The 21,507-nt window shown below is 62.8% G+C and carries 20 protein-coding genes; 6 read left to right on the top strand and 14 right to left on the bottom strand.

Translation table 11 applies throughout. The annotated features are described in order from the left end of the window. Position 1 precedes the first annotated feature (1 nt). The 3 genes from AC1RDJ_RS12035 (at position 2) to AC1RDJ_RS12025 (ending at position 3,877) form a co-directional block, all read left to right on the top strand. Complete coding sequence (locus AC1RDJ_RS12035; RefSeq protein ID WP_289888470.1) at positions 2-1,135, top strand: ABC transporter ATP-binding protein; 1,134 nt, start codon at positions 2-4, stop codon at positions 1,133-1,135. A gap of 159 nt (positions 1,136-1,294) precedes the next feature. Beyond that, the gene (locus AC1RDJ_RS12030) at positions 1,295-2,599 is read left to right on the top strand and encodes a hypothetical protein (RefSeq protein ID WP_071324982.1); all 1,305 of its coding nucleotides are present in this window, start codon (positions 1,295-1,297) and stop codon (positions 2,597-2,599) included. 60 nt (positions 2,600-2,659) lie between these two features. Next, entirely contained in the window at positions 2,660-3,877 is a 1,218-nt protein-coding gene (locus tag AC1RDJ_RS12025; RefSeq protein WP_493027552.1) for a DUF5009 domain-containing protein, read from the top strand. Positions 3,878-3,879: 2 nt separating this feature from the next. Here AC1RDJ_RS12025 and AC1RDJ_RS12020 read toward each other — a convergent pair whose 3' ends face one another. The 3 genes from AC1RDJ_RS12020 to AC1RDJ_RS12010 all read right to left on the bottom strand — a co-directional run bounded on the left by AC1RDJ_RS12020 (position 3,880) and on the right by AC1RDJ_RS12010 (position 9,042). Next, positions 3,880-4,992, bottom strand: a complete 1,113-nt coding sequence (locus AC1RDJ_RS12020) for an acyltransferase family protein (RefSeq protein WP_493027551.1) — start codon at positions 4,990-4,992, stop codon at positions 3,880-3,882. Beyond that, entirely contained in the window at positions 4,989-6,299 is a 1,311-nt protein-coding gene (locus tag AC1RDJ_RS12015; protein ID WP_493027550.1) for a glycoside hydrolase family 18 protein, read from the bottom strand. The genes AC1RDJ_RS12020 and AC1RDJ_RS12015 overlap by 4 nt, the downstream gene beginning before the upstream one ends. A gap of 124 nt (positions 6,300-6,423) precedes the next feature. Continuing rightward, the gene (locus tag AC1RDJ_RS12010) at positions 6,424-9,042 is read right to left on the bottom strand and encodes a TonB-dependent receptor (protein WP_198043782.1); all 2,619 of its coding nucleotides are present in this window, start codon (positions 9,040-9,042) and stop codon (positions 6,424-6,426) included. 500 nt (positions 9,043-9,542) lie between these two features. Here AC1RDJ_RS12010 and AC1RDJ_RS12005 point away from each other — a divergent pair, with 500 nt between their 5' ends. Then, positions 9,543-10,283, top strand: a complete 741-nt coding sequence (locus AC1RDJ_RS12005) for a GntR family transcriptional regulator (RefSeq protein ID WP_289888464.1) — start codon at positions 9,543-9,545, stop codon at positions 10,281-10,283. A gap of 174 nt (positions 10,284-10,457) precedes the next feature. On the opposite strand, the gene AC1RDJ_RS12000 is transcribed toward AC1RDJ_RS12005, so the two are convergent. The 10 genes from AC1RDJ_RS12000 to rpsP all read right to left on the bottom strand — a co-directional run bounded on the left by AC1RDJ_RS12000 (position 10,458) and on the right by rpsP (position 18,029). Beyond that, positions 10,458-11,960 (bottom strand): nitrilase-related carbon-nitrogen hydrolase, encoded by a 1,503-nt coding sequence (locus AC1RDJ_RS12000; RefSeq protein WP_493027549.1) that lies wholly within the window; start codon positions 11,958-11,960, stop codon positions 10,458-10,460. Between the two features lie 2 nt (positions 11,961-11,962). Continuing rightward, positions 11,963-12,781 carry a GyrI-like domain-containing protein gene (locus AC1RDJ_RS11995; protein WP_493027548.1) on the bottom strand — a complete coding sequence of 273 codons (819 nt, stop codon included), beginning with the start codon at positions 12,779-12,781 and terminating at the stop codon, positions 11,963-11,965. Between the two features lie 90 nt (positions 12,782-12,871). Further along, positions 12,872-13,321 carry a CBS domain-containing protein gene (locus AC1RDJ_RS11990; RefSeq protein ID WP_493027547.1) on the bottom strand — a complete coding sequence of 150 codons (450 nt, stop codon included), beginning with the start codon at positions 13,319-13,321 and terminating at the stop codon, positions 12,872-12,874. 81 nt (positions 13,322-13,402) lie between these two features. Beyond that, entirely contained in the window at positions 13,403-13,732 is a 330-nt protein-coding gene (locus tag AC1RDJ_RS11985; RefSeq protein ID WP_071324990.1) for a DUF3579 domain-containing protein, read from the bottom strand. 251 nt (positions 13,733-13,983) lie between these two features. After that, the gene (locus AC1RDJ_RS11980; protein WP_071324991.1) at positions 13,984-14,943 is read right to left on the bottom strand and encodes a CobD/CbiB family protein; all 960 of its coding nucleotides are present in this window, start codon (positions 14,941-14,943) and stop codon (positions 13,984-13,986) included. Between the two features lie 97 nt (positions 14,944-15,040). Then, positions 15,041-15,700 carry a CoA pyrophosphatase gene (locus AC1RDJ_RS11975; RefSeq protein ID WP_493027546.1) on the bottom strand — a complete coding sequence of 220 codons (660 nt, stop codon included), beginning with the start codon at positions 15,698-15,700 and terminating at the stop codon, positions 15,041-15,043. A 196-nt stretch (positions 15,701-15,896) separates the two neighbouring features. Then, entirely contained in the window at positions 15,897-16,280 is a 384-nt protein-coding gene (rplS, locus tag AC1RDJ_RS11970; RefSeq protein ID WP_010395528.1) for a 50S ribosomal protein L19, read from the bottom strand. Positions 16,281-16,409: 129 nt separating this feature from the next. Then, on the bottom strand, positions 16,410-17,156 hold the full coding sequence (trmD, locus tag AC1RDJ_RS11965) for a tRNA (guanosine(37)-N1)-methyltransferase TrmD (RefSeq protein ID WP_071324993.1): 747 nt from the start codon (positions 17,154-17,156) through the stop codon (positions 16,410-16,412). A gap of 50 nt (positions 17,157-17,206) precedes the next feature. After that, positions 17,207-17,764: a ribosome maturation factor RimM gene (gene rimM / locus AC1RDJ_RS11960; protein WP_071324994.1), complete on the bottom strand. Its 558-nt coding sequence runs from the start codon at positions 17,762-17,764 to the stop codon at positions 17,207-17,209. Positions 17,765-17,777: 13 nt separating this feature from the next. Beyond that, entirely contained in the window at positions 17,778-18,029 is a 252-nt protein-coding gene (gene rpsP / locus AC1RDJ_RS11955) for a 30S ribosomal protein S16 (RefSeq protein WP_010395524.1), read from the bottom strand. A gap of 287 nt (positions 18,030-18,316) precedes the next feature. Between rpsP and AC1RDJ_RS11950 the strand changes: the two genes are divergently transcribed. Together AC1RDJ_RS11950 and AC1RDJ_RS11945 are read left to right on the top strand one after the other, a co-directional pair. Beyond that, the gene (locus AC1RDJ_RS11950) at positions 18,317-18,751 is read left to right on the top strand and encodes an NINE protein (protein WP_071324995.1); all 435 of its coding nucleotides are present in this window, start codon (positions 18,317-18,319) and stop codon (positions 18,749-18,751) included. 136 nt (positions 18,752-18,887) lie between these two features. Further along, positions 18,888-19,514 (top strand): glycine zipper 2TM domain-containing protein, encoded by a 627-nt coding sequence (locus AC1RDJ_RS11945; protein ID WP_071324996.1) that lies wholly within the window; start codon positions 18,888-18,890, stop codon positions 19,512-19,514. 182 nt (positions 19,515-19,696) lie between these two features. Here the strand turns inward: AC1RDJ_RS11945 and AC1RDJ_RS11940 are convergent, their stop codons facing one another. Beyond that, entirely contained in the window at positions 19,697-21,487 is a 1,791-nt protein-coding gene (locus AC1RDJ_RS11940; RefSeq protein ID WP_493027545.1) for an acyl-CoA dehydrogenase, read from the bottom strand. Between the last annotated feature and the right edge of the window lie 20 nt (positions 21,488-21,507).

The raw sequence follows: 21,507 nt of genomic DNA, 5'->3' as shown, positions 1-21,507 counted from the left end.
CATGGCACATATCGTTTTAAAGAATATCGTCAAGCTGTACGACGACAAGCACCCCGTCATCCACGGCATCGACCTCGATATCCGCGACGGCGAATTCGTCGTCTTCGTGGGGCCGTCCGGTTGCGGCAAGTCCACCCTGCTGCGCATGATCGCCGGCCTGGAAGACATCACGGACGGCGAGCTGCACATCGGCGGCAAGCTGGCCAACGATATCGCGCCGGCCGAGCGGGGCCTGGCCATGGTCTTCCAGAGCTACGCCCTGTATCCGCACATGACCGTGTTCGAGAACATGGCGTTCGCCCTGAGCCTGGCCGGCCACAAGAAAGCGGACGTGCGCGCCGCCGTCGAGCGCGCGGCCGACATCCTGCAGATCACGCCTCTGCTCAAGCGCAAGCCCAAGGACCTGTCGGGCGGCCAGCGCCAGCGCGTGGCCATCGGCCGCGCCATCGTGCGCAAGCCGCAAGTGTTCCTGTTCGACGAGCCGCTGTCGAACCTGGACGCCTCGCTGCGCGTGCAGATGCGCGTGGAAATCTCGCGCCTGCACCAGGAGCTGAAGACCACCATGATCTATGTCACGCATGACCAGGTCGAGGCGATGACCCTGGGCGAGCGCATCGTCGTCTTCAATGGCGGGCGCATCGAGCAGGTGGGCAGCCCGCACGCGCTGTACAACAATCCCGGCAACCTGTTCGTGGCCGGCTTCCTCGGCGCGCCGAAGATGAACTTCATCGCCTGCGTAGCCGTCGCCAGCGGTCCCGGCACGGTGGCCGTGCGCCTGCCCGGCGGCGCCGTGATCGAGGTCGAGGCCAGCGGCGAGGCCGTGGCGCCGGGCGACCCGCTGACCCTGGGCGTGCGCGCCGAGCATGTCAGCCTGCGCAGCAATGGCAATGCGGGCGACAACGTGGTCGATGCGGCCGTCAGCCACGTCGAATACCTGGGCGACGTGGCCATCGTCTACGCCAGCATGCCGGGCGTGGCCGAGATGCTGGCCGTCAAGCTGCCGGCCGAGGATGGCTTGCGCCAGGCGGGCGATGCCATGCGCCTGCACCTGCCGCCGCAGCGCTGCCTGCTGTTCGATGCCGCAGGGCAAGCACTGGCGCGCACGTTTGCCGCACCAGCCCAGCCGTTTATGTGACAATAGCCGCTGTTTATCATGCCGCCGCCCTTGGCCTTATGCGGGCGGAATGGCAGAATGTGCGTTTTTTAAGATTCCCTGCCCCTTTGCGATGCCGCCGCGCGATGCTGCGGCAGCCAGTGCCGGAGCGTATTTTTGTTATTGATTGAAGGATTGACCATGTCCCAATTCCGTCTTGCCCGTCTTAGCCTGATCCTGGCCGCCATCGGCCTGAACGCCCTGCCAGCCCTGTCGCACGCGCAGGATACCAAGCCTGCAGCCGCTGCAGCCGCGCCGGCCGACAGCGTGCGTCCTGAAATCTTCAAGCTGCTCGACCCGGCTGTCGTCAAGGTGTCGATGGATGCGAAAAACTACGCCGACGTGCAAAGCCGCATCGACCAGGCCGCCGCCATCCCGGCCCTGACGCCGTACGAGACGTTCGTGCTGAACCGCCTGCGCGTGGCGCTGGCCTCGGCCACCAACAATGCGCCCATGGCCATGACGGCACTCGAAGCGGTGATCGAATCGGGCAAGCTGGAAAAGAATGTGCAGGGCGATTTCATCCAGGCGCTGGCCAACTACCATTACAACGCCAAGGATTACCCGAACGCCATCAAGTGGTTCACCCGTTACCAAACGGAAACAGGTGACGTGGCCACCGTGCGCCCTTACATCATCCGCGCCTACTACTTCAGCAATGACTTCGCGCGCGCCAAGCAGGAATTGCTGGCCGACGTGACCGCCAAGCAGCAGGCGGGCAAGACGCCGACGATCGAAGAGCTGCAATTGCTGGCCAACACGGGCTCGAAAAGCAAGGACCCGGCCACCTACCTGATCGCCATGGAAAACCTGGTGCGCTACTACCCGTCGGATGACTACTGGACCGACCTGCTGGGCCGCGTGCAGAGCAAGGCTGGCTATTCCGACCGTTTCGCGCTCGATATCCTGCGCCTGCAATTCAAGGCCGTGGGTACCATGCCGCCGCAAGACTATAGCGACATGGCGGAAATCGCCCTGCAGAACGCCTTCCCGACGGAAGCGAAAAAAGTCCTCGACGCCGGCTACGCCAAGGGCGTGCTGGGCACGGGCGCGAATGCCGCCAAGCACAAGAAACTGCGCGACCAGGCCAACAAGGCTGCCGCCGACGACGTGAAGAACATCGCCAGCGGCGAAGCGTCGGCCATGAAGAGCAAGGATGGCACGGGCTTGATCAACCTCGGCTACGCCTATGTGACGATGGACCAGTTCGACAAAGGCATCGACCTGATCGAAAAAGGCATCGCCAAGGGCGGTCTGAAGCGTCCTGACGACGCCAAGCTGCGCCTCGGCTACTCCTTAGCCATGGCTGGCAAGAAAGAGGAAGCGATCAAGGTGCTCGATACGGTCAAGGGCGGCGACGGCGTCGGCGACCTGGCCCGCTACTGGATCCTGTGGCTGAACCGTCCTGCCACGGCAGCGGCGGCGCCGGCAGCAGCGGCACAGTAATTCTTGCCAGAATAATTTCTGCAAGAGCGGTTCCCGGTCAGCGCCGGGGCCGCTTTTTTTTTGACCTCTTTCTCCTCCTCCATGCCGCCAGCCACCGCAGCCACCGCCACCGAACGCCTGATCAGCCTGGACGCCTTCCGCGGCTTCGTGATCGTCGCCATGATCTGGGTCAACTACCTGGCCGGCATGCCCGGCATCGCCCACTGGCTCGAACACGCGGGACCCCGCGCCGACGGCATCACCATGCCGGACCTGGTCTTCCCCGGCTTCCTGTTCATGGTGGGCATGGCGATCCCGCTGGCCCTGCAGCGCCATTGCGGCCACGTCACGCCAGCCCTGCTGGGACGCCTGCTGTGGCGCTCAGGCAGCCTGATGCTGGCTGGCGTGGTGCTGGCGAACGCCTACCGCTACGATGCGCGGGCGGCGCTGCTGCCGCAGGCCATGTATTTCCTGCTGTTCTATGCGGCCATGATACTGCTGTGGCGCCAGGGCGCGGGCAAGCTGGAGCTGGCGGCGGGCGGCGCACTCATGCTGTTCCTGCTGGCAACGTTCCGGGGAGAATTGAACAGCGAGTTTTCCAGCACCTGGCTGCAACCGTCGTGGTGGGGCATCCTCGGTATGATAGGCTGGGCGTATCTGCTGTGCAGCTTGCTGTACCTGGCGTGCCGGGGCAGCGGCACGGCGCTGATGGGCGTGTTGGCCCTGCTGATCGCGCTGTACATGGGCGGCACGGCCGGCAGCCTCGCTTTCTTGCCGGCCAGTATCAACGCCATCGTCAACGTGCCGCAGGTGCTCGGTTCGACGGCCGCCAATGTGCTGGCCGGCACCCTCGTGGGCCAGCTGTTCCTGCGCGGCTCCCCCTTGAGCCATGCACAGAGGATACGTTTCATGGCGTGGTTCGCGCTGGGACTGTTTGCCGCCGGCATGCTGCTGCGGCCATATCACCACATCAACAAGATCGCGGCGACGGAGTCCTACACGCTCGTGTGCAGCGCCCTCATCCTGGCCCTGTTCCTCGTGTTTTATGTCGTCATCGACGTGTGGCGCTGGCGCGCCTGGGCGGTCGTGCTGCTGCCCGCCGGCACCAATGCCCTGTTCGCCTACATCGTGCCCGACCTGTGGCAGCAGCTGGCGGCCGTGCTGCACCTGCCGCACTTCTGGTGGCCCTACCTGGAGGCGGGCGGCGCGGCCGGCCTGTGGAATGCCGCCGCCGTCACCGCCCTGATGCTGCTCTTCACGGCCTTGGCCAGCCGTTACGGCCTGAAGCTGAAGTTCTAGCGCTAGACCTTGATGTAGATCTTGCGCTTGTCCATGCCGTAGGCGATCAGCCAGCACAGCAGCATGAAGCTGACGGCAAACAGCAGCGACCCCAGGCGTGCCGGCGCCCAGCCCGTAAACCCGTGCTGGTACAGCCACTGGTACAGGTTGCCGCCGCCGATGCGCACGGTAAACGCGATGATCACCAGCACTTCCGACAGCAGGTAGATGAACAGCGTGTTCTTGCCGAACACTTCAAAGAAGTAGGTCCAGCCCGTCATTTGACGCACGTCAATGATGAACATCAACAGCGCCAGCAGCAGCAAGTCCAGGCCGATGCCCAGCATGACGTAGGAGCTGGTCCACAGCTTCTTGTTAATCGGGAACACCTGATTCCAGCACAGGGCCACGGCCACGCAAATGACGCCAGCCACGGCCAGCTGCAGCAGGCTGGAACGCAATTGCGCCGGCGCCGCCTGGCGCAGGAAACTGCCCGCCAGGTAGCCGGCGATGACGTTGACGATCGATGGCAGGGTGCCAAGGATACCTTCGGGATCGAAGGCGATGCCTTCGCCGTGGTACAGGTGGCTGTCCCCCAGCAGCAATAAGTCCAGCTTGGCCGGCGCATTGCCGTGCAGGCTGTAGTCGCCCCAGGTGGCCAGGATGGCCCAGTAGCCGAGCAAGGCGGCAGCGCTGAAGAGCAACGCGCCGCGCGTCTTCCAGTAATGGAGGATCAGGGCGGCGGCCAGGTAGCACACGGCGATGCGCTGCAGCACGCCGGGAATGCGCGTGTGCGACAACGGCGACCAGGCAAACTGGCCCGCATCGTCGATCCTGAAGAAGGGGAACCAGTACAGCAAAAAGCCCAGCCCGAAGATCAGCGCGCTGCGCTTGCACAGCTTGGCCAGCACGGCGCCATGGCCCAGGTGTTCATACTTGCCCAGCGCAAAGGCCAGCGCATTGCCGACGACAAACAAAAAGCTGGGAAACACCAGGTCCGTCAGCGTAAATCCATGCCATTCGGCATGCAGGAAAGGGGCATACACGCTGCCCCAGTCGCCAGGCGTATTGACGACGATCATCAGGGCGACGGTCAGGCCGCGCAGGACGTCGAGGGCGAGATAGCGCGGGCTCATGGCTGAGGCGACAAAATAGGCGCCAGGGCCGTGCCCAGCGTGTGCTGCGCATCACCGCTCAACTCCCAGAACATACCGCCGCGCAAACCCTTGGCGCGGATGTAGCGCACCTTTTCGCCCACCGATTGCGCATCCTCATAACTGATGAAAACGCCGCTGTCGCGGTGGTATAGAAATGGCACCTTCGAGGCGGCATTCCAGTGGCGCTGGAAGCCGCGCGCACCCTTGCCGTCGGCCAGGTAACCCTGGTCGACCAGGTGGCGGTAGGTAAATGTCGGCGTGCCGTCGTTGCCGCTGGCAGCGCCCTGGCAAGCCTGGTACAGGCCGTCACCGCGGGGGCCGGCGGCACACTGCTTCCAGCCATAGCCATAGAAGGGCACGCCCAGCACCAGTTGCGCCGCCGGCACGCCGGCGCGCAGGAAGCGCGCGACGGTCGCATCCACATGCAGATTCTTGTCGCGCAGCGGGTCGGCCGGGTCGGCGTACAGGGGCGCCAGCTGGCCATTCTCGGCATCCCACACGCCGCGATAGTCATACGTCATCAGGTTGATCCAGTCCAGCTGCGCCGCCAGGCGCGCCATCCAGCCGGGCGCAGCGTCGCTGTCGTCGGTCAGGCTGGCATGCGCGCCGGCGGCGATGGTGATCAGGTAGTGGCGGCCTGCGGCCTGTTTGCCGGCCTGGTCGAATGCGCTGCGCAGCTCGCCAACCAGGCGCACATAGTTTTCCTTGTCGTCGCTGCGGTGGCAGACCCTGCCTTCGATGCAGGGAATACCGCCCGTGGCAGGATGCTCCCAGTCGATATCGATACCGTCGAGGCCGTGCCGACGCACCAGTTCCAGCGCGGAAGCGATAAAGGCCTGGCGCGCGGCCGGCGTGGCGGCCACGTCCGAAAAGCGGTTCGACCAGATCCAGCCGCCCACGGACAGCAAGACGCGCAGCCGCGGATGATTTTTCTTGAGCGCATTGAGTTTGCGCAAGTTGTCGGCATCGGCTTGCGGCGCCGGCAGCACGATGCTGCCATTCGCCGGCCTGGCAGGCTGGCCGTCGGCTGCCAGACAGGCCTGGACACCGCCACCATCGGGCGCGGGATTGCCATGCTCGCCATCCCAGCAGATATCGGCAAATGCATACTGGATCAGGCTGACATTGCCAGCGCGAATATTGTGTTCGTTAACTGGAAAATCGGCCGATTTCCAGCCGGGATAGTATGCCACCACTTCCGGCGCGAAGGCCGGTGCGGCGGGGGCGGCGGCGGCGGCCAGCGGCAGCGCGCAGGCGAAGCAGGCCAGCATGGTATGGAATGTCATCGTATTCATCTCGCTACAGAAAGAAAAGCATCTTGCAATAAAAAAATGGCGGAGCCAGCTGCGCTCCGCCATGCGTCATGCCATCCCGGGTGTCCGCCGGGAGGCAACGACTAAGTCCAACGTCTTACATCTTGCCTTGCAATGCCAGGTAGATCTGACGGCCGTTCTTGTAGAACGCGCCTGGCATGTCATCCGAACCCTGGGTCTTGATAACCGAGCGCGACAGTGGATTGTTGAGGTCCTTGCCGTCCAGGGTGATGGCCAGGTTTTCCGTCAGCTGGTAGGCGATCGATGCCGACAGGCTGCCGATGCCGGCCTGGTACGCGGCGCTGCGACGCGAGGTGCCGTTCAGGAATTCCGAACGGTAGCTGTACGTCAGACGTGCGCTAAACTTGTTGTTTTCGAAGAAGGCACCCAGGTTATAGGCGCTTTTCGAAGTACCGATCATGGTGCAGTCGCCGGTATCGCCGCATGGCGAACCCTTGACCTTGCCCGTTTCCTTGCCATCGGTGTAGGTGTAGTTGGCGTTCACACCGAAGCCTGCTGGCAACGCTTGCACGTAGGACAGTTCCAGACCCTTGACTTCCGCCGTGGTATTGGTTGGCGTGCCAATTTCATACTGGGTGAACTTGTTCTGCAACTGGTTGTAGAACGTCGTCACACCCTTGCCGTAGGTCACATAACCGTCGAGCGACGAGTAGAAGATGCCAGCCGACACCATCGATTTCGGTGCAAAGTACCATTCCACGCCCACGTCGGCGTTGTTCGAACGGATAGGACGCAGGTTAGGATTGCCGGCATTGCCGTCGAGTTGGTTGTCGCGCAGATCCAGGCCAGCCATCATGCCCAGTTCAGGACGAGCCATGGTACGGCTGATGCCGAAACGGCCCACGATATCTTTCGTCACGTCGAGGCGGAAGTTGGCGCTAGGCAGGAAATCATTGTACGTATTGGTGTAGTTCTTGATTTCGTACTGGGCAGCCGGATTCAGCTCGTAGCGGTTGACGTCTTCCTTGGTGTGCACATAACGCACGCCGAAGTTACCCGACAGGCCTTCCGTGCCGAAGTTCGCCATCGCGTACACCGACTGGGTCGGTTCCTTGATGTTGAACTCGGACTGGCGCAGGTTGCCTTCATACGTGGCGTTCGCTTTCAGCCACTTGTTGACGCTTGCTTGCGAGAACGTCCAGTAGCCGGCGCCATTCACGCCCAGGTCCTTGAAGTTGCTTGGGAACGAGGTCAGGCCATCCATGGGCAGGTTGGCGGTCACGCCCAGCGATGGCTTGGCGACGATGCCGATGGCCGTCAGGTCACGCTTGTGTTCCGCGACGCGGGCGCCGAATTCCACGGACGAGATCGCTGGCAGGTCCAGCTTCAGGATACCGTCGATCTGGCCATAGGTTTCCTTGTCGTTCGCGGTCACGTGCGAGCCGTAGGTGTAAGGCGTTGCCTGACGGCCGCCGATCGAGAACTTGTCCGCGCCCGGGGTATCGTAGATCACGCCGTGCTTGGCGCCGTTCTGGGTATAGCCGCCGCCCGTCCAAGGCATCCAAACGCCCAGCGCGCCGCTTTCCGTATTGCCGACACCCTTGGTCGTGCCGACTTTACCCGAGAAGGTCAGGCGGTCGTTGACGCGGTACTTGGCATCGATGTTGAAGAAGTCGGACTTGCTTTCCGCCACAGGACGGCTGAACTCTTCCTGCACTGCGCTCGAGTAGCCGGCGCAGACGGCGCCGCAATTGGCTGGCACCGTGGTGTGCAGGCCGGTGACGATACCGCCCTTGTAGGTACCGCTGACGTTGCCAACAGGATAGCCGCCCTTGCTGCCCGTTTCCAGGCCCACGGTCTGGATGAAGTTGTGGTTGATGTTCGGTGCGTCGAGTTCGGAGTGGAACAGGCTGAAGTCCAGGGTCAGCGCGCTCGATGGCTTGATCTGCACGTCGATCAGGCCGCCCTTGCGGGTGCGTTCCTGTTCAAACCAGGCGGTGCCGCCCATGTAGTTGACGCGGCCACCGGCCGAGCCTGGCAAGGCGCCAGCCACTGCCGAATCCGCGGCAACGCCGTCATACCAGACGCCGTTTTCCTGGCCGACACGGCTCAGCTTACGCTTCTGGTAGAAACCCTGCACCATCACGCCCATGGTACTGGCATCGTTCTTCCAGTTAATCATGCCGCTGACTTGCGGATCTTTCTTGCCCGAGTTGGACGAGTACACGGCGCCCAGGCTGACCTGGCCCGTAATTTGTTTCTTGAAGTCCAGCGGTTTGCGCGATTCGATATCGATCACGCCCTGTGCGCCGCCTTCCAGCAGGTTCGCTTGCGAACCTTTGTGCACGGTAACGCGGCCGATCAGTTCGGAAGGGAACAGCGAGAAGCTGACGCTGCGGCCACCACCGATGATGTTATCGGCAAACCAGTCGCCGCTGCTGACCGAGTGGCCATTGAAGGTGGTCAGGGTCAGGCCGAACGGCGTGCCGCGCAGGGCCACGCGGTCGTTTTCGCCAAAGCTGCCTTCGTTGCCGCCGGCAGCGGCGACGCTGACGCCTGGCACGCGTTGCAGGGAGTCGGCGATGTTTTTGTCGGGCATCTTGCCCACGTCTTCAGCCGTGATCACTTCGACCAGGCTGTCGGAATTGCGTTTTTGGTTCAAGGATTGTTGCAGCGATGCACGGATACCCGTCACGACGACGGTCTGGCCTTCATCGACTTCCGCCGTTGCTGCCGGCTTGGCCTCTTTGGTCACGGCTTCCTGAGCATGCGCCGAGAAACTCGCGCCTGCCATCAACATAGCCACAGCAGCGGCGATAGGCGTCAAATTGCGTGCTGCAGAGCTAGCTGTCAAATTGCGTTTCATGTACTCCCCCTTGATTTAGGCTCCAGGATTGGAACCTTTTCATTTTTAACGTAGGTCTTCTTTCCAGCCCGCCCACTCTCGCCGGCATGCTGCAGACCCTTCGGTACAACCACTTACAAAACCAATTCAACGCCAATATACTACTAACCAATACCAGAACACTACCAGTTGCAACTTTTTTTTTATAACGTTGTTTGAATCACACAGACCACTTCTCCATAATCATTCCGTAGCCCGTATGGCGAGCTTAAATACCAGCGGCGAGCCATTCGAAATTGCTGGCTTGATAATTCAAATTGGTTTTACAACGGTCTTTTTTGGTATTATCCAGCGACACAAAACAGATACAGAGCGCGTCTGCAACGCGCCGTAACGGAGACCCTCAGCGAATGACAACCCTGGCTCACATCATGCAAGGCCTGGGGCAGACGAGTAGCCTGCCCCTGTACCAGCAATTGCAGCGCGCGCTGCGCGAAGCGATCGACAAGCGCATACTCGGCCCCGATGAAGCGCTGCCGGCCGAACGCCAGCTGGCCAGCGACCTGGCCGTGTCGCGCATCACCGTGCGCAAGGCCATCGATGGCCTCGTGAATGAGGGATTGCTGGTACGCCGCCCCGGCTCGGGCAATTTCATCAATACGCGTATCGAGAAGAACTTCGCCAAGCTGACCTCGTTTTCCGAGGACATGCGCGCCCGCGGGCGCACGCCGCGCAGCGTCTGGCTCAAGCGCTCGGAAGGGACGGTGACGCCGGAAGAAGCCTTGCGCCTGCGGCTGTCGCCGGGCGCGCCCGTCTACCGCTTCCACCGCATCCGCTATGCGGACGAGGTGCCGATGTGCCTCGAGTACGCCACCATCGTGGCCAGTTGCCTGCCGGGACTCGACGCCGTCGACATCTCCATGTATGACGCGCTGGAACAGGCGGGCAACCGGCCCGTGCGCGCGTTGCAGCGCCTGAGCGCGCTGTTGCTGACGGGCGAGCAGGCCAGCCTGCTGCAGGCGGAGGAAGGCGATGCGGGCCTGTCGGTGGAAAGGCTGGGCTTTTTGCGCGATGGCCGCGCCGTGGAATTTTGCCGCTCCTACTTCCGCGGCGATATGTATGACTTCGTGGCCGAATTAAGTACCAATTAATACCGGATGCACGATTTTGGCAATACCAGCTGAAACCACTTATTGCAGTGCAATATATAATCGCGCAACGCGGCTATATATGCACCATGCTGGTGAAATAATATGCGCTGATTATCTGGCGCAATAGAAGATAATATGAAACGGGCAGGCTTTACCTGCCCTGGCGCCGGCCATTCAACGGGACACGGGCGCCGCCGGCCCGCCGGCGCTGTGCGGTGCAGCATCGCGGCCCGGACGCCACCGCCCCATGAACAGCAAGGGCAGGCCCAGCGCCACGCAGAGCCAGCCGAAAAGCGGCCCCAGCCAGCCGGCCCAGGGCGCGACCGGCACGCTCGCCGGCAACGGCGCCAGCAAGGTCGTGCCCGGCATGGCGCTGCTGGCCCGTTCCGCCAGTACGCGGCCATGCGCATCGCTGACCGTCAGCAAGCCCTCGCGCGCCGCGCGCAGCACGGCATAGCCATTCTCCACGCCACGCACCACGGTCATGCGCGCACCCATCCAGGCGTCGCGCTGGAAATCCCAGGCCGGCACCAGCATCACGCCGGCCCCGGCCGCGCCGTAAGCCTGGCCCAGAGCAGCAAAATGCATGTCCTTGCAGATGGCCAGGCCCATGGCCCGCCCCGCCACCGGCAGCACGGCATAAGCGTTGCCAGCCAGGAAGTCGCGCTCGGGCGGCGCCAGATGATGTTTCTGGTAACTGACGGGGGCGGTGCCATCGGGCGCGAACAGCCAGGCCAGGTTACGCCGGCCGGCAGCGTCTTGCACGCCGACACCCAGGGTTAGCCACACGCCCGTGCTGCGCGCCAGCGCCTGGAAGCGCTGCTGCACCGCAGCGGCCTGCGCCGGCGCCAGTACGGCTATCTTTTCCGGCAACAACACCAGCCGGGCGCCCTGCCCGGCCAGCTGCGCCACGTGGCGCGCATACTGGTCCCATACGGCTTGCGCCTGCGCCGGCGGCGTTGCCGGGCCAATAAAATCATCGATGGCGACCAGCCCCGCCAGCGGCCCGTCCGGCGCCCGCGCATCCTGCACGCGCCACGCGCCCGCAGCCGATGCCGTCACCGCCAGCAGCAGGCTGGCCGCCGCCGCCGGCGCATACGCGCGGCCGCCGGCCAGCAGCAGTGCCAGCGCGGAGGGCAGCAGGCACAGCAAGAACAACAGGCCCGGCACGCCCGCCAGCGCGGCCACCTGCAGCACGGGCACATAATCGGCCTGCGAGTACGCGAGGCTGCCCCAGTTGCCATCCTGCAGCAAGGCCGCCATCAGGGTATCGATGGCCACCCACAGCAGCGGGTAAGCCAGCACCGTCCAGCCCGCCCGGTAGCGCAGCACGAGACGCCGCGTGGCCAGCACCACCAGCAGCCACAGCAATGCCTTGGCGGCGATCACGGCCAGCACGGCCGGCAGGGGCATGAGCAGGCGGAAATAGGCGACGTTGGATGACAGGCCCACCACGGCGGCAAGCAAGGTCATCCAGGCGGCATCGCGGCGCGCCGAGCGCAGGGCCAGCAGCAGCACGGGCAGCGGCGCCAGCCAGGCCAGCCAGCCCGCCGGCTGCGGCCCCAGCACCCAGTACAGGGGCAGGCCGGCGCCCAGGGCGGCAGCCAGTTGCAGCAGGCGCCGGCGCAGCGGGGGACTGCCGGCGAACAGGGGCGGCTCAGACAAGGTTGGCAACATATTCATTCCTTCAAGGGAAGCCAGATTTCCACGCCGCCAACGCCGCTGGCGGGATCGAACTGCGGGCCGTAGCGTTCGAAATCGGGCGCGTCGGCCGCTTCCAGGCCCGACTGCGGCAGCCACGCGTTCCACAGCGTATGCCAGGTGGCGCGTATCGTGGAAATATGGCCGCGGTGGCGAAAGACGGCGTAGCGCCGGGGCGCGATGCGCAGCCACGTCCAGCCGTCGGGCACGCTGGAAAAGTCGGCCACCTCGCTGGCACACAGATAATCGAAATTGCCCGCATCGTCATTGTTGCAGCACACGCCATACACCACCGATGCCGGCGCCACATGGGGCAGGAAGCGCTGCCACAAGGCGGGGATGCCGGCACTGGTTTCCGCCCGATAGCGTTCGCCCAGGCCCGCCAGCAGCAGGGCCGGGGCATGTTCGAAACGGGGCGCTTCCAGCGCCACGCTCAGCGTTTTATCCATCCTGATGGCCGCCACCAGCGCCAGGTTGTCGACATGGCGCTGCGCCCGCACCATTTCTGGCGTGACATCGAATTGCTCGCGAAAGGCGCGGGTAAAGGCCTCGTGGGAACCGTAGCCGGCTTCGAGCGCGACGGCGAGGATATCCTGCGCGCCCTGCGCCAGCGCGCGCGCCGCCTCGCTGAGACGGCGCGCGCGCACATAGCGCATCACCGAGTGGCCCGTGGCCAGGCCGAACGCGCGCGTCAGGTGGCAGCGCGAGGCGCCGCCCACCTGCGCGATGTCATCGAGCGAGATGTTGTCCGCATAATGCGATTCGATATACCAGAGGGCCTTGGCCAGATAGCTCATGAACGCTTCCCGTTGAACGAGCAGCGACTGTAGCATTTTCAGGCGAGGGGGATTTGATCGGCATTGCGCAATATCCGCCTGCCGCCGCGGCTATTTGCGCGCCAGCTTTTCGTGCGCCAGCTGGCCGCTGCTGACGCGCGCCAGCTCCGCCATCTCCTGGGCCAGGAAGGCCAGCAAGTCGTCGATACTGACGATGCCGCAGAGGCCACCCAGGCTGTTGACCACGGGCAGGCGGCGGATGCCGTTGGCGCGCATGCGTTCGATGATGTCATAGGCGTCTTCGTCTTCGCTGGCCGTGAGCAGCTGTGCGCTCATGATGTCGCCCACCAGCAGGCTGGCAGGGTCGAGGCCCAGGGCGATAACGGAAATGACGATGTCGCGGTCGGTGAGGATGCCGACGGGGACGCGCTCGCCGTTGGGCTGCTCGGCCACCACCAGGTCGCCCACGTGATGCTGGCGCATCATCAGCGCCGCTTGCTGCACGCTCGTGTCACGCTGGCAATGGATGGCGTGCAGGGTGCAGATTTCGCCGATACGCATGTCGCCGCTCCCTTGTTTTCAGAGCGTCAACGTTACGCCAGCCCGTCGTGGCGGGCTTGAGGCAGATCAATGGAACAGGGATTACTTCTCTTCAGGCGGAGGCAGGAAACACGCCTCGACGATCTGCAGGTCGTTATCCTTGGCAAACTCGCGCACGAAGTGAAACGCCATCGGTTCGATTTCGCGCAGCTTGGTATTGACGACGACGGACTTGACGCCGTTGACCACGGTCGGGCGCACGTAGGGCGAATACTGGAGGTGCGCGTTGCGCCCGCCGCCTTCGGGATTGAAACAGGACATCACTCCGCAAAGGCGCTCGGCCCAATCGCTGGGTCGGAATTGCTTGCCATTGCTGGTGAGACCAAGGATGAAGAACTCGTCGGAGAGTTCGTTTTGAGATAACTCGGCCATGTGGCTTGTCGGGACTGGATTGCGTGAATGGCCCCGGCGGGTAAGCCGGGCTGGTAGTTCAGTTGTATCACTGCACTGCGTTTGCTGCGGTAAGCCAGTATTATATCTTATAGAAGACTTGGGTTCTACCTCGATCTGCCGTGCCGATGCAAACAGGGGCCGCCGCGGATACCGCGCCAGCCCCCTATTTTACCCGTGTTCCGCGCGCAAGGCGCATGGACAGGCGCTGTGCGCCTGAGCAGCTGCCGGCATCAGCCGAGCCAGACAGCTCCCGACAGCAGCAGCAACAGCAGCATCCACAGCAGCAAGGCGCGCCAAACGAGGCCCACCGTGCTCTGCAACGCGCGCGCGCCAGGCTCTTCGCCGGGCAGGATATCGCTTTCGCTGTCGCTGTCATCGACGGCCATGTCCGGCGTGACGACCACGCGGGCCGCCGTTTCCGCCGGCGTGCCCAGGCGCACGCCCATGGCGCCGCCGCCGGCCGTCAGGATGATGCCGATCGCCTCGTCCTGCCAGCGCTGGGCGAAATTGCGCCAGGCATAGATGGCGTCTTCAAAGTTGCCGACCACGGCAAAGGCCACGGCCGTCAGGCGCACGGGTATCCAGTCGATCCAGTAGAAGGCGCGGGCGGCGAACTGGCCGAATGCCTCATTGCGCATGTGCTCGGGCTCATTCCAGGCGCGCGCCAGGTATTCGGCCACGCGGTACATCACGGCGCAGGCCGGTCCCAGCGGCATGAGGAACCAGAAGAAGACGCCAAATACATTGCGATGCGTGGTGATCAGGGCTTTTTCCACGGCGATGCGGGCGATCTCGCTCGCCTCCATGCCCACCGTGTCGAGCTTGGTCCACTCGGCCAGCAAGGTGCGCGCGGATGCTTCGTCGCCGGCGCTCAGGGCCAGCTGGATCGAGGTGAAGTAATGGCTGTAGTGGCGGAAGCCCAGGGTCAGGTAGACGATGAGGATATTCCAGGCGAAGGCCACCAGGGTCAGCTTGTAATACAGCAAGATCCAGTAGATGCCTGCCGTCGGCACCATCAGCGCGCCGATCATGAGGAACCAGCCCATGCGGCCATGGCTGGCGTGGCCGGCATTGAACCAGGTCTCCATGCGCATCGCCAGGCTCTTGATCTCGGCGTAGATCGGATTGTCCGCGCGCAAAGGTTTGAGCTGCTCGATCAGTAATGCGCAAAGTATGGAGAGAAATGTCATCAAACGTCCTTTTTGTCTTTTTCAGCAATACCGCAATGCCCGCTACGATAGCGCAGTGCAGTGCTGGAATCAAACTTATTACGTGCGGGGCGCCATTTTACGCGCGCAAGAGGTGAAACAGGTTGCGCAGCATGCCAGCCGTGGCGCCCCAAATGTAAAAGCGCTCATACGGCATGGCATAAAACGAACGGCGTCCGCCCGGCAGTTCCACCGACAGGCGCTGGTGATTCACGCCATCCATGAGGAAGGCCAGCGGTACTTCGAAGATTTCCGCCACTTCCGACGGGTCGGCCTGCAAGGTAAATGGCGGCGTGACGAGGCCCACCACGGGCGTGACCCGGTAACCGGTGCCCGTCAGGTAGTCGGGCAGGCGACCCAGCACTTCGATATGCTGGCGTGACAGGCCCACCTCTTCCTCCGTTTCGCGCAGGGCCGTGGCGATGGGCGTAGCGTCGAACGGTTCGCTGCGCCCGCCAGGGAAGCTGACCTGCCCCGCATGGCTGCTCAGGTGGTCGGTGCGCATGGTCAGGAGGATGGTCAGGCCCTGCGGGCGTTGCACGAGGGGGATCAGCACGGCGGCCGGCACCGGTTCGGCGCGGGCGGACAGGAAATCCTGGGTGATCTCGGGCTGCCAGTCAGGCTGTTCGCGCAGGCGCCGGCGCAGCCAGTCCGGCGTCAGGCGCGCGGCGTCCAGCGCCGCCTCGCCCGCGATCGAATCGATGGCAAGTTGCTTGGGATCAAATGCGATAGTGGCCATTGCCCCTCCCTCATGATTAAAATCACCTGGCAAAAACGTCGCGAGCGGAAGGAAGAGGTGGCCGAAACGCGCAACCGTACTCTGGTACGGTGAGCATGCAGGCTACCTATGCCGACGCGCAGCAGCTTAGGCCAGGTATCGCCATAAAAAAAAGGGGCACCGTGAGGCACCCCTTTTCCCAACGCAGACGCTGATATTACGCGCTTGCTTTCGCCACAACGCGGCGATTTGGCAATTTTTCTTTGATACGCGCCGATTTACCCGAACGCTCACGCAGATAGTACAGCTTGGCGCGGCGAACATCACCACGGCGTTTCACTTCGATCGAAGCGATCAGCGGCGAGTACAGTTGGAACGTACGCTCAACGCCTTCGCCGGACGAGATCTTACGAACGATGAAGTTCGAGTTCAGGCCACGGTTACGACGCGAGATAACGACGCCTTCGTAAGCCTGGGCGCGCTTGCGCGTACCTTCGACTACGTTGACGCTGACGATAACGGTATCGCCTGGTGCGAATTCAGGAATGGTTTTACCCAGACGAGCAATTTCTTCCTGCTCTAATTGTTGAATCAAGTCCATTTTTATAACTCCGAAAACCATCATGCCGGCGCACTGTGGATAGCAAGTATCCGCCCGGTAGAGGATGGGTATTACATATGGGCAACATGCCCGGCACTACAACCACCCTGCAAGCCTTCCAGGGAAAGCTTACAGGCTGGCCAAGAATTTTTCATCGGCCTTGCTGAGCAAGCCGGCGGCGCGCGCACTGATCAACAGATCAGGACGCTTTTTCGCGGTCGCTTCCAGCATGCGCTGGCGGCGCCACTTGCCTATTTCGGCATGATTGCCACCCATCAGGACGGGCGGCACGGCCATGCCTTCATATGTTTCCGGCCGCGTGTAGTGCGGCGAATCGAGCAAGCCATTGACGAAGCTGTCCTCGATGGCCGATGCCTCGGTGTTCAAGACACCCGGCAACAGGCGGATCACCGCATCCATTAGCGCCATGGCAGGCAATTCACCGCCCGACAGGACGAAGTCGCCAACGCTGATTTCCTCGTCGACGCAACGGTCCAGCAAACGCTGGTCCACGGCTTCATAGCGGCCACACAGGATCACGAGACCAGGCTCGGCTTTCAGCTGCGTGACGCGCTCGTGCGTCAGCGGACGGCCTTGCGGCGACATGAACACCACGCGCGGCGCGGCCAGACCGAGGTCAAGCTGGCGCTGCTTCGCGGCCGTAATTGTCGCTTCGAGCGGACGGGCCATCATCACCATGCCGGGGCCGCCGCCATAGGGGCGGTCATCCACGGTACGGTGATTGTCGCTCGTGAAATCACGGGGATTCCACAAGGACAAGCCACATTTATTCTGTTCGAAGGCACGCCGGGTCACACCCGACTGCGTCAGCGCGGCAAACATTTCCGGGAACAGGGTCACGACATCAAATTGCATCGCTCGCCATCCCGCAAATATTGCCCAGCGCAAAGTTAAGCGCAGGCGGTTTAATAATCGAGGCCCCAGTCGACCGTGATCTTCTTGGCGGCCTTGTCAACGTTAATGACAAACTGGCCAACAAACGGGATCAGGCGCTCAGGCGCCTTTTCAACGGTCTCATCGGCAGTGGCGACCGGCGTGACGCGCAAGATCGATTGCGGACCATTGCTCATCATGTCGTGCACTGTGCCGAGGCACTCGCCTTGCAAATTCTCAACTGTCAGTCCGATCAGATCGGACCAATAAAATTCATCGGCCGACAGCGTCGGGAAATGGCTACGCGGAATTTGCACAGAGACGCCCTTCAGCGCTTCTGCGGCATCCCGCCCGACCACACCCACCAGCTGGGCCACGACGTCGCCGCCGTGTAACTTCGCTTGCCTGACTTGAACATCATGCAAGGTCGGTTTATCAAACCACCAGGTTTTGACGCTTAATAATGCATCCGCGTCGTCGGAGAAAGGAGTGATCCTGACCCCGCCAGCAATGCCATAGGCACCGGAGACATAGCCTACCTGTACCAGGTCATCGGGGACTTTCACCCCGGATGCAGTCTTGACCGTCAAACCAGTGATCTAATTAAGCTGCTGCTTTGTTGTTGCTAGCTACCAGGCGAGCAACGGTTGGCGACAATTGTGCGCCAACGCCTTGCCAGTAGGCCAGACGGTCTGCGGTGATACGCAGTGGAACTTCGCCACCTTGCGCCATCGGGTTGTAAAAACCGATACGCTCAATGAAGCGACCATCGCGGCGATTGCGCGAATCAGTAGCGACGATGTTGAAGAACGGGCGCTTCTTGGCGCCTCCACGAGCTAAACGAATAACGACCATAATATTTCCAAAAAGTGTGCTGAGGCGGAAAAAGCCGCAAATTATAGCGCGCTTTACCGCCAGGCAGCAAGCGTTATGATGACGGGCGTGTAATTTGGGCTAATCAAACATTATGACCAGTCAGCGCCGAAGACGCAATAGGCGCGTGCACCTATCGTGCCGGCAATGCCACGGCCAAGCCTGAAAATCAGGCGCTATCGTCGCGCACGGTCAGACGAAAGTACTACCACTGCGCCCGACAATGCGCAATACTGACCATCTTTATCGATGAGCAACTCTGGAGCCCCATGACCACCACGACCATTTTGCAACATTCGCACAAGAACAAGGCATTTACCTCGCTGCTGGCCTTCCTGCTGGGCAGCCTCGGCGCACACCGCTTCTACCTGCACGGCACCAGGGATGCCTGGGGCTGGCTGCACCTGGCCGCCCTGCCCGCCACCTTGCTGCTGCGCCAGCTCTTTCCCGACGCGGACTGGTTTTACCAGATATTGCCCCTGACCCTGTCCGCGCTGGCCGGCTTCCTGGAAGCGCTGGTGCTGGGCTTGATGCCGGACGACAAGTGGGACGCGCGCTACAACGCCGCTTCCGGACGCCAGTCGGACACGGGCTGGCCGCTGGCCGTCGTGCTGGTCGCTACCTTGATGCTAGGCGCGGGCGTGCTGATCGCCACCATGGCGCGCCTGTTCGACTTGCTGTACACAGGCGGCGCCTACGGTTAATTTCCATATGGAAATTGCATCAAATCGCTGGCGCCACACGCACATGTAAGTGTTGGTAAGCAATCATGATTTTCCTCTATACTGCATTCACAATGCCGGCATTACTGGCACATTCAACACCCAACTGGAGAAGATCATGATTCGTCGCCCTTTCATCCTCGCAGTGGCCATCACGGCCCTGTTCAGCACTTCCGCCTTCGCACAGAACCTTTCGCCCAAGGCGCAATACGCCTACGACACGAAGCAAGCCAACACGCGCTATGCGGACGACAAGAAATTGTGCGCAGAAGAAACCAATTCGAAAGCCCGCATGCAATGCCTGCGCGACGCCAAGAGCGAATACGACCAGGCCATCATCAACGCCAAGGCGGCGCAAAAGGCCGGCAATTCGTATGCGGGCCAGAACAGCAAGCCAGCCCAGCAGCAAATCTGCGCCGATTGCGGCAAGGTGCTGGCGGTCAACGTCAGTGAAAAAGCCGGCGAAGGCGGCGCCCTGGGCATGATCGGCGGCGGCGTGGCCGGCGCCCTGCTGGGTCGCCAGGTCGGCGGCGGACGCGGCAAGGACCTCGCTACCCTGGCCGGCGCCGCCGGCGGCGCTTTCGCGGGCAAGCAAGTCGAAGGCCACATGAAAAACAGCAAGGTGTGGACCGTCACCGTGCAATACGAAACGGGCGCCAAGGCCGACTTCGCGTTCGACCAGGACCCTGGCCTGGCGGCCGGCGACCTGGTACGCAATTCCGGCAACGGCATCGCCCGCCGCTAAGAAGGCAGGCACAACGTCCATGGCGGCGTTGCATTGCCTTGTGGCACTAGCGTGCTGCCGGCGACAAGGCGCCTTGCCCTGAACGCTATCCCGGGCATTCTTGATAGAAATAAAAAAGCGCTGGAGATCACTCTCCAGCGCTTTTTTAACATGCAGCCAGCTTGCGCCGGTCTTGTCTCAACTTAAAACTGCTCTTCCGACAACGCCATCACGCCGGCGCTGCCGTCGATGATGGTGGCGCGCAAGCCTGGCGCTTGCGACAGGATATGGTCGGCGAAGAAGCGCGCCGTGGCGATTTTTGCGTTGTAGAACGAGGCATCGCCGCTGCCCTCGCCCAGCTTTTGCTGCGCCGCCACGGCCGCGCGCGCCATTTGCCAGCCGCCCAGCACGATGCCGGCCAGCTTCAGGTAGGGCACGCTGCCAGCAAACACGGCCTTGATGTCCGTCTTCATGTTCGCCACCACATACTCGACCACGGCTTCCAGCGCGGCACTGCCTTCGGCCAGGTGGCGCTGCATGGCCTGGAAGTCGGCGCCGGAGAGTTCGCCCAGCTGGGCTTCCGTGGCGCGCACCTGGGCGATGATGGCTTTCGCCACGGTGCCGCCGTCGCGCACCGTCTTGCGGCCCACGAGGTCGTTGGCCTGGATGGCCGTCGTGCCTTCGTAGATGGTCAAAATCTTGGCGTCGCGGTAATGCTGGGCGGCGCCTGTTTCCTCAATGAAACCCATGCCGCCATGCACCTGCACGCCGTCGCGCGTGACATCCTGCGACATTTCCGTCGACCAGCCCTTGATCACGGGCACCAGGTACTCATACGTGGCCAGGCTTTCCGCGCGCACTTCCGCGTCCGGATGGTGGTGCGCCACGTCGCTGATGGCCGCACCCACGTAGGCCAGCGCGCGCGCCGCCTCCGTCTGCGAACGCATGGACATCAGCATGCGGCGCACGTCCGGGTGGTGGATGATGGACACGGGACCGGGCGAACCTGCCAGGTCGCGCGACTGCACGCGGTCCTTGGCGAACGCCACCGCCTGCTGGTAGGCGCGCTCGGCCAGGCCGATGCCTTGCAGGCCGACGCCGAAGCGGGCCGCGTTCATCATGATGAACATGTATTCGAGACCGCGGTTTTCCTCGCCCACCAGGGTGCCGATGGCGCCGCCATGGTCGCCGAACTGCAATACCGCCGTCGGGCTGGCCTTGATGCCCAGCTTGTGTTCGATGGAGACGCAGTGGGCGTCGTTGCGCGCGCCCAGGCTGCCGTCCGCGTTGACGAGGAATTTCGGCACGATGAACAGGGAAATGCCTTTCACGCCCGGCGGCGCATCCGGCGTGCGGGCCAGCACCAGGTGGACGATGTTTTCCGCCATGTCGTGCTCGCCATAGGTGATGAAAATCTTCGTGCCGAAGACTTTATACGTGCCGTCGCCCTGCGGCACGGCGCGCGTGCGCACGGCGGCCAGGTCGGACCCCGCTTGCGGCTCCGTCAGGTTCATGGTGCCCGTCCACTTGCCCGACACCAGGTTTTCCAGGTACGTGGCCTTCTGTTCATCGCTGCCGGCCGTCAACAGCGCTTCGATGGCGCCATCCGACAGCAGGGCCACCAGGGCGAAGGAGATGCTGGCCGAGTTGAGCATTTCGATGCAGGGCGTCGCCAGCAGCTTGGGCAAGCCCTGGCCGCCGAACTCGGTTGGATGCTGCACGCCCTGCCAGCCCGCTTCGCCATACGCCTTGAACGCTTCCTTGAAGCCTTTCGACGTCGTCACCTGGCCATCGTGCCAGAAGCTCGGTTCCTTGTCGCTGGGACCGTTCAAGGGGGCCACCACGCCGCCGCAGAACTTGGCGTTCTCTTCCAGCACGGCTTCGGCCGTGTCGGGCGTGGCGTCCTCGCAGCCAGGCAAGGTGTGGATTTCGGCCAGGCCGGCCAGTTCGTTCATGACGAACAACATGTCTTTCAGCGGGGCTTGATAGCTCATCTTCTTCTCTCCAAGAAAAA

The organism is Janthinobacterium sp. GW822-FHT07H10 (assembly GCF_058798675.1).
The sequence above is the reverse complement of the archived record's forward strand: the minus strand, read 5'-3'. Positions and strand labels throughout refer to the sequence as shown.

What these genes read in the sequence shown, in the direction of transcription:
- AC1RDJ_RS12015 (WP_493027550.1), bottom strand. Translation starts at nt 6,299, where the DNA reads ATGACATTCCATACCATGCTGGCCTGCTTCGCCTGCGCGCTGCCGCTG.
- AC1RDJ_RS11975 (WP_493027546.1), bottom strand. Translation starts at nt 15,700, where the DNA reads ATGGCCACTATCGCATTTGATCCCAAGCAACTTGCCATCGATTCGATC.
- AC1RDJ_RS12035 (WP_289888470.1), top strand. Translation starts at nt 2, where the DNA reads ATGGCACATATCGTTTTAAAGAATATCGTCAAGCTGTACGACGACAAG.
- AC1RDJ_RS11950 (WP_071324995.1), top strand. Translation starts at nt 18,317, where the DNA reads ATGACCACCACGACCATTTTGCAACATTCGCACAAGAACAAGGCATTT.
- AC1RDJ_RS11945 (WP_071324996.1), top strand. Translation starts at nt 18,888, where the DNA reads ATGATTCGTCGCCCTTTCATCCTCGCAGTGGCCATCACGGCCCTGTTC.
- AC1RDJ_RS12000 (WP_493027549.1), bottom strand. Translation starts at nt 11,960, where the DNA reads ATGTTGCCAACCTTGTCTGAGCCGCCCCTGTTCGCCGGCAGTCCCCCG.
- trmD (WP_071324993.1), bottom strand. Translation starts at nt 17,156, where the DNA reads ATGCAATTTGATGTCGTGACCCTGTTCCCGGAAATGTTTGCCGCGCTG.
- AC1RDJ_RS12030 (WP_071324982.1), top strand. Translation starts at nt 1,295, where the DNA reads ATGTCCCAATTCCGTCTTGCCCGTCTTAGCCTGATCCTGGCCGCCATC.
- AC1RDJ_RS11980 (WP_071324991.1), bottom strand. Translation starts at nt 14,943, where the DNA reads ATGACATTTCTCTCCATACTTTGCGCATTACTGATCGAGCAGCTCAAA.
- rpsP (WP_010395524.1), bottom strand. Translation starts at nt 18,029, where the DNA reads ATGGTCGTTATTCGTTTAGCTCGTGGAGGCGCCAAGAAGCGCCCGTTC.
- AC1RDJ_RS11995 (WP_493027548.1), bottom strand. Translation starts at nt 12,781, where the DNA reads ATGAGCTATCTGGCCAAGGCCCTCTGGTATATCGAATCGCATTATGCG.
- AC1RDJ_RS11940 (WP_493027545.1), bottom strand. Translation starts at nt 21,487, where the DNA reads ATGAGCTATCAAGCCCCGCTGAAAGACATGTTGTTCGTCATGAACGAA.
- AC1RDJ_RS11990 (WP_493027547.1), bottom strand. Translation starts at nt 13,321, where the DNA reads ATGCGTATCGGCGAAATCTGCACCCTGCACGCCATCCATTGCCAGCGT.
- AC1RDJ_RS12005 (WP_289888464.1), top strand. Translation starts at nt 9,543, where the DNA reads ATGACAACCCTGGCTCACATCATGCAAGGCCTGGGGCAGACGAGTAGC.
- AC1RDJ_RS11985 (WP_071324990.1), bottom strand. Translation starts at nt 13,732, where the DNA reads ATGGCCGAGTTATCTCAAAACGAACTCTCCGACGAGTTCTTCATCCTT.
- rplS (WP_010395528.1), bottom strand. Translation starts at nt 16,280, where the DNA reads ATGGACTTGATTCAACAATTAGAGCAGGAAGAAATTGCTCGTCTGGGT.
- AC1RDJ_RS12020 (WP_493027551.1), bottom strand. Translation starts at nt 4,992, where the DNA reads ATGAGCCCGCGCTATCTCGCCCTCGACGTCCTGCGCGGCCTGACCGTC.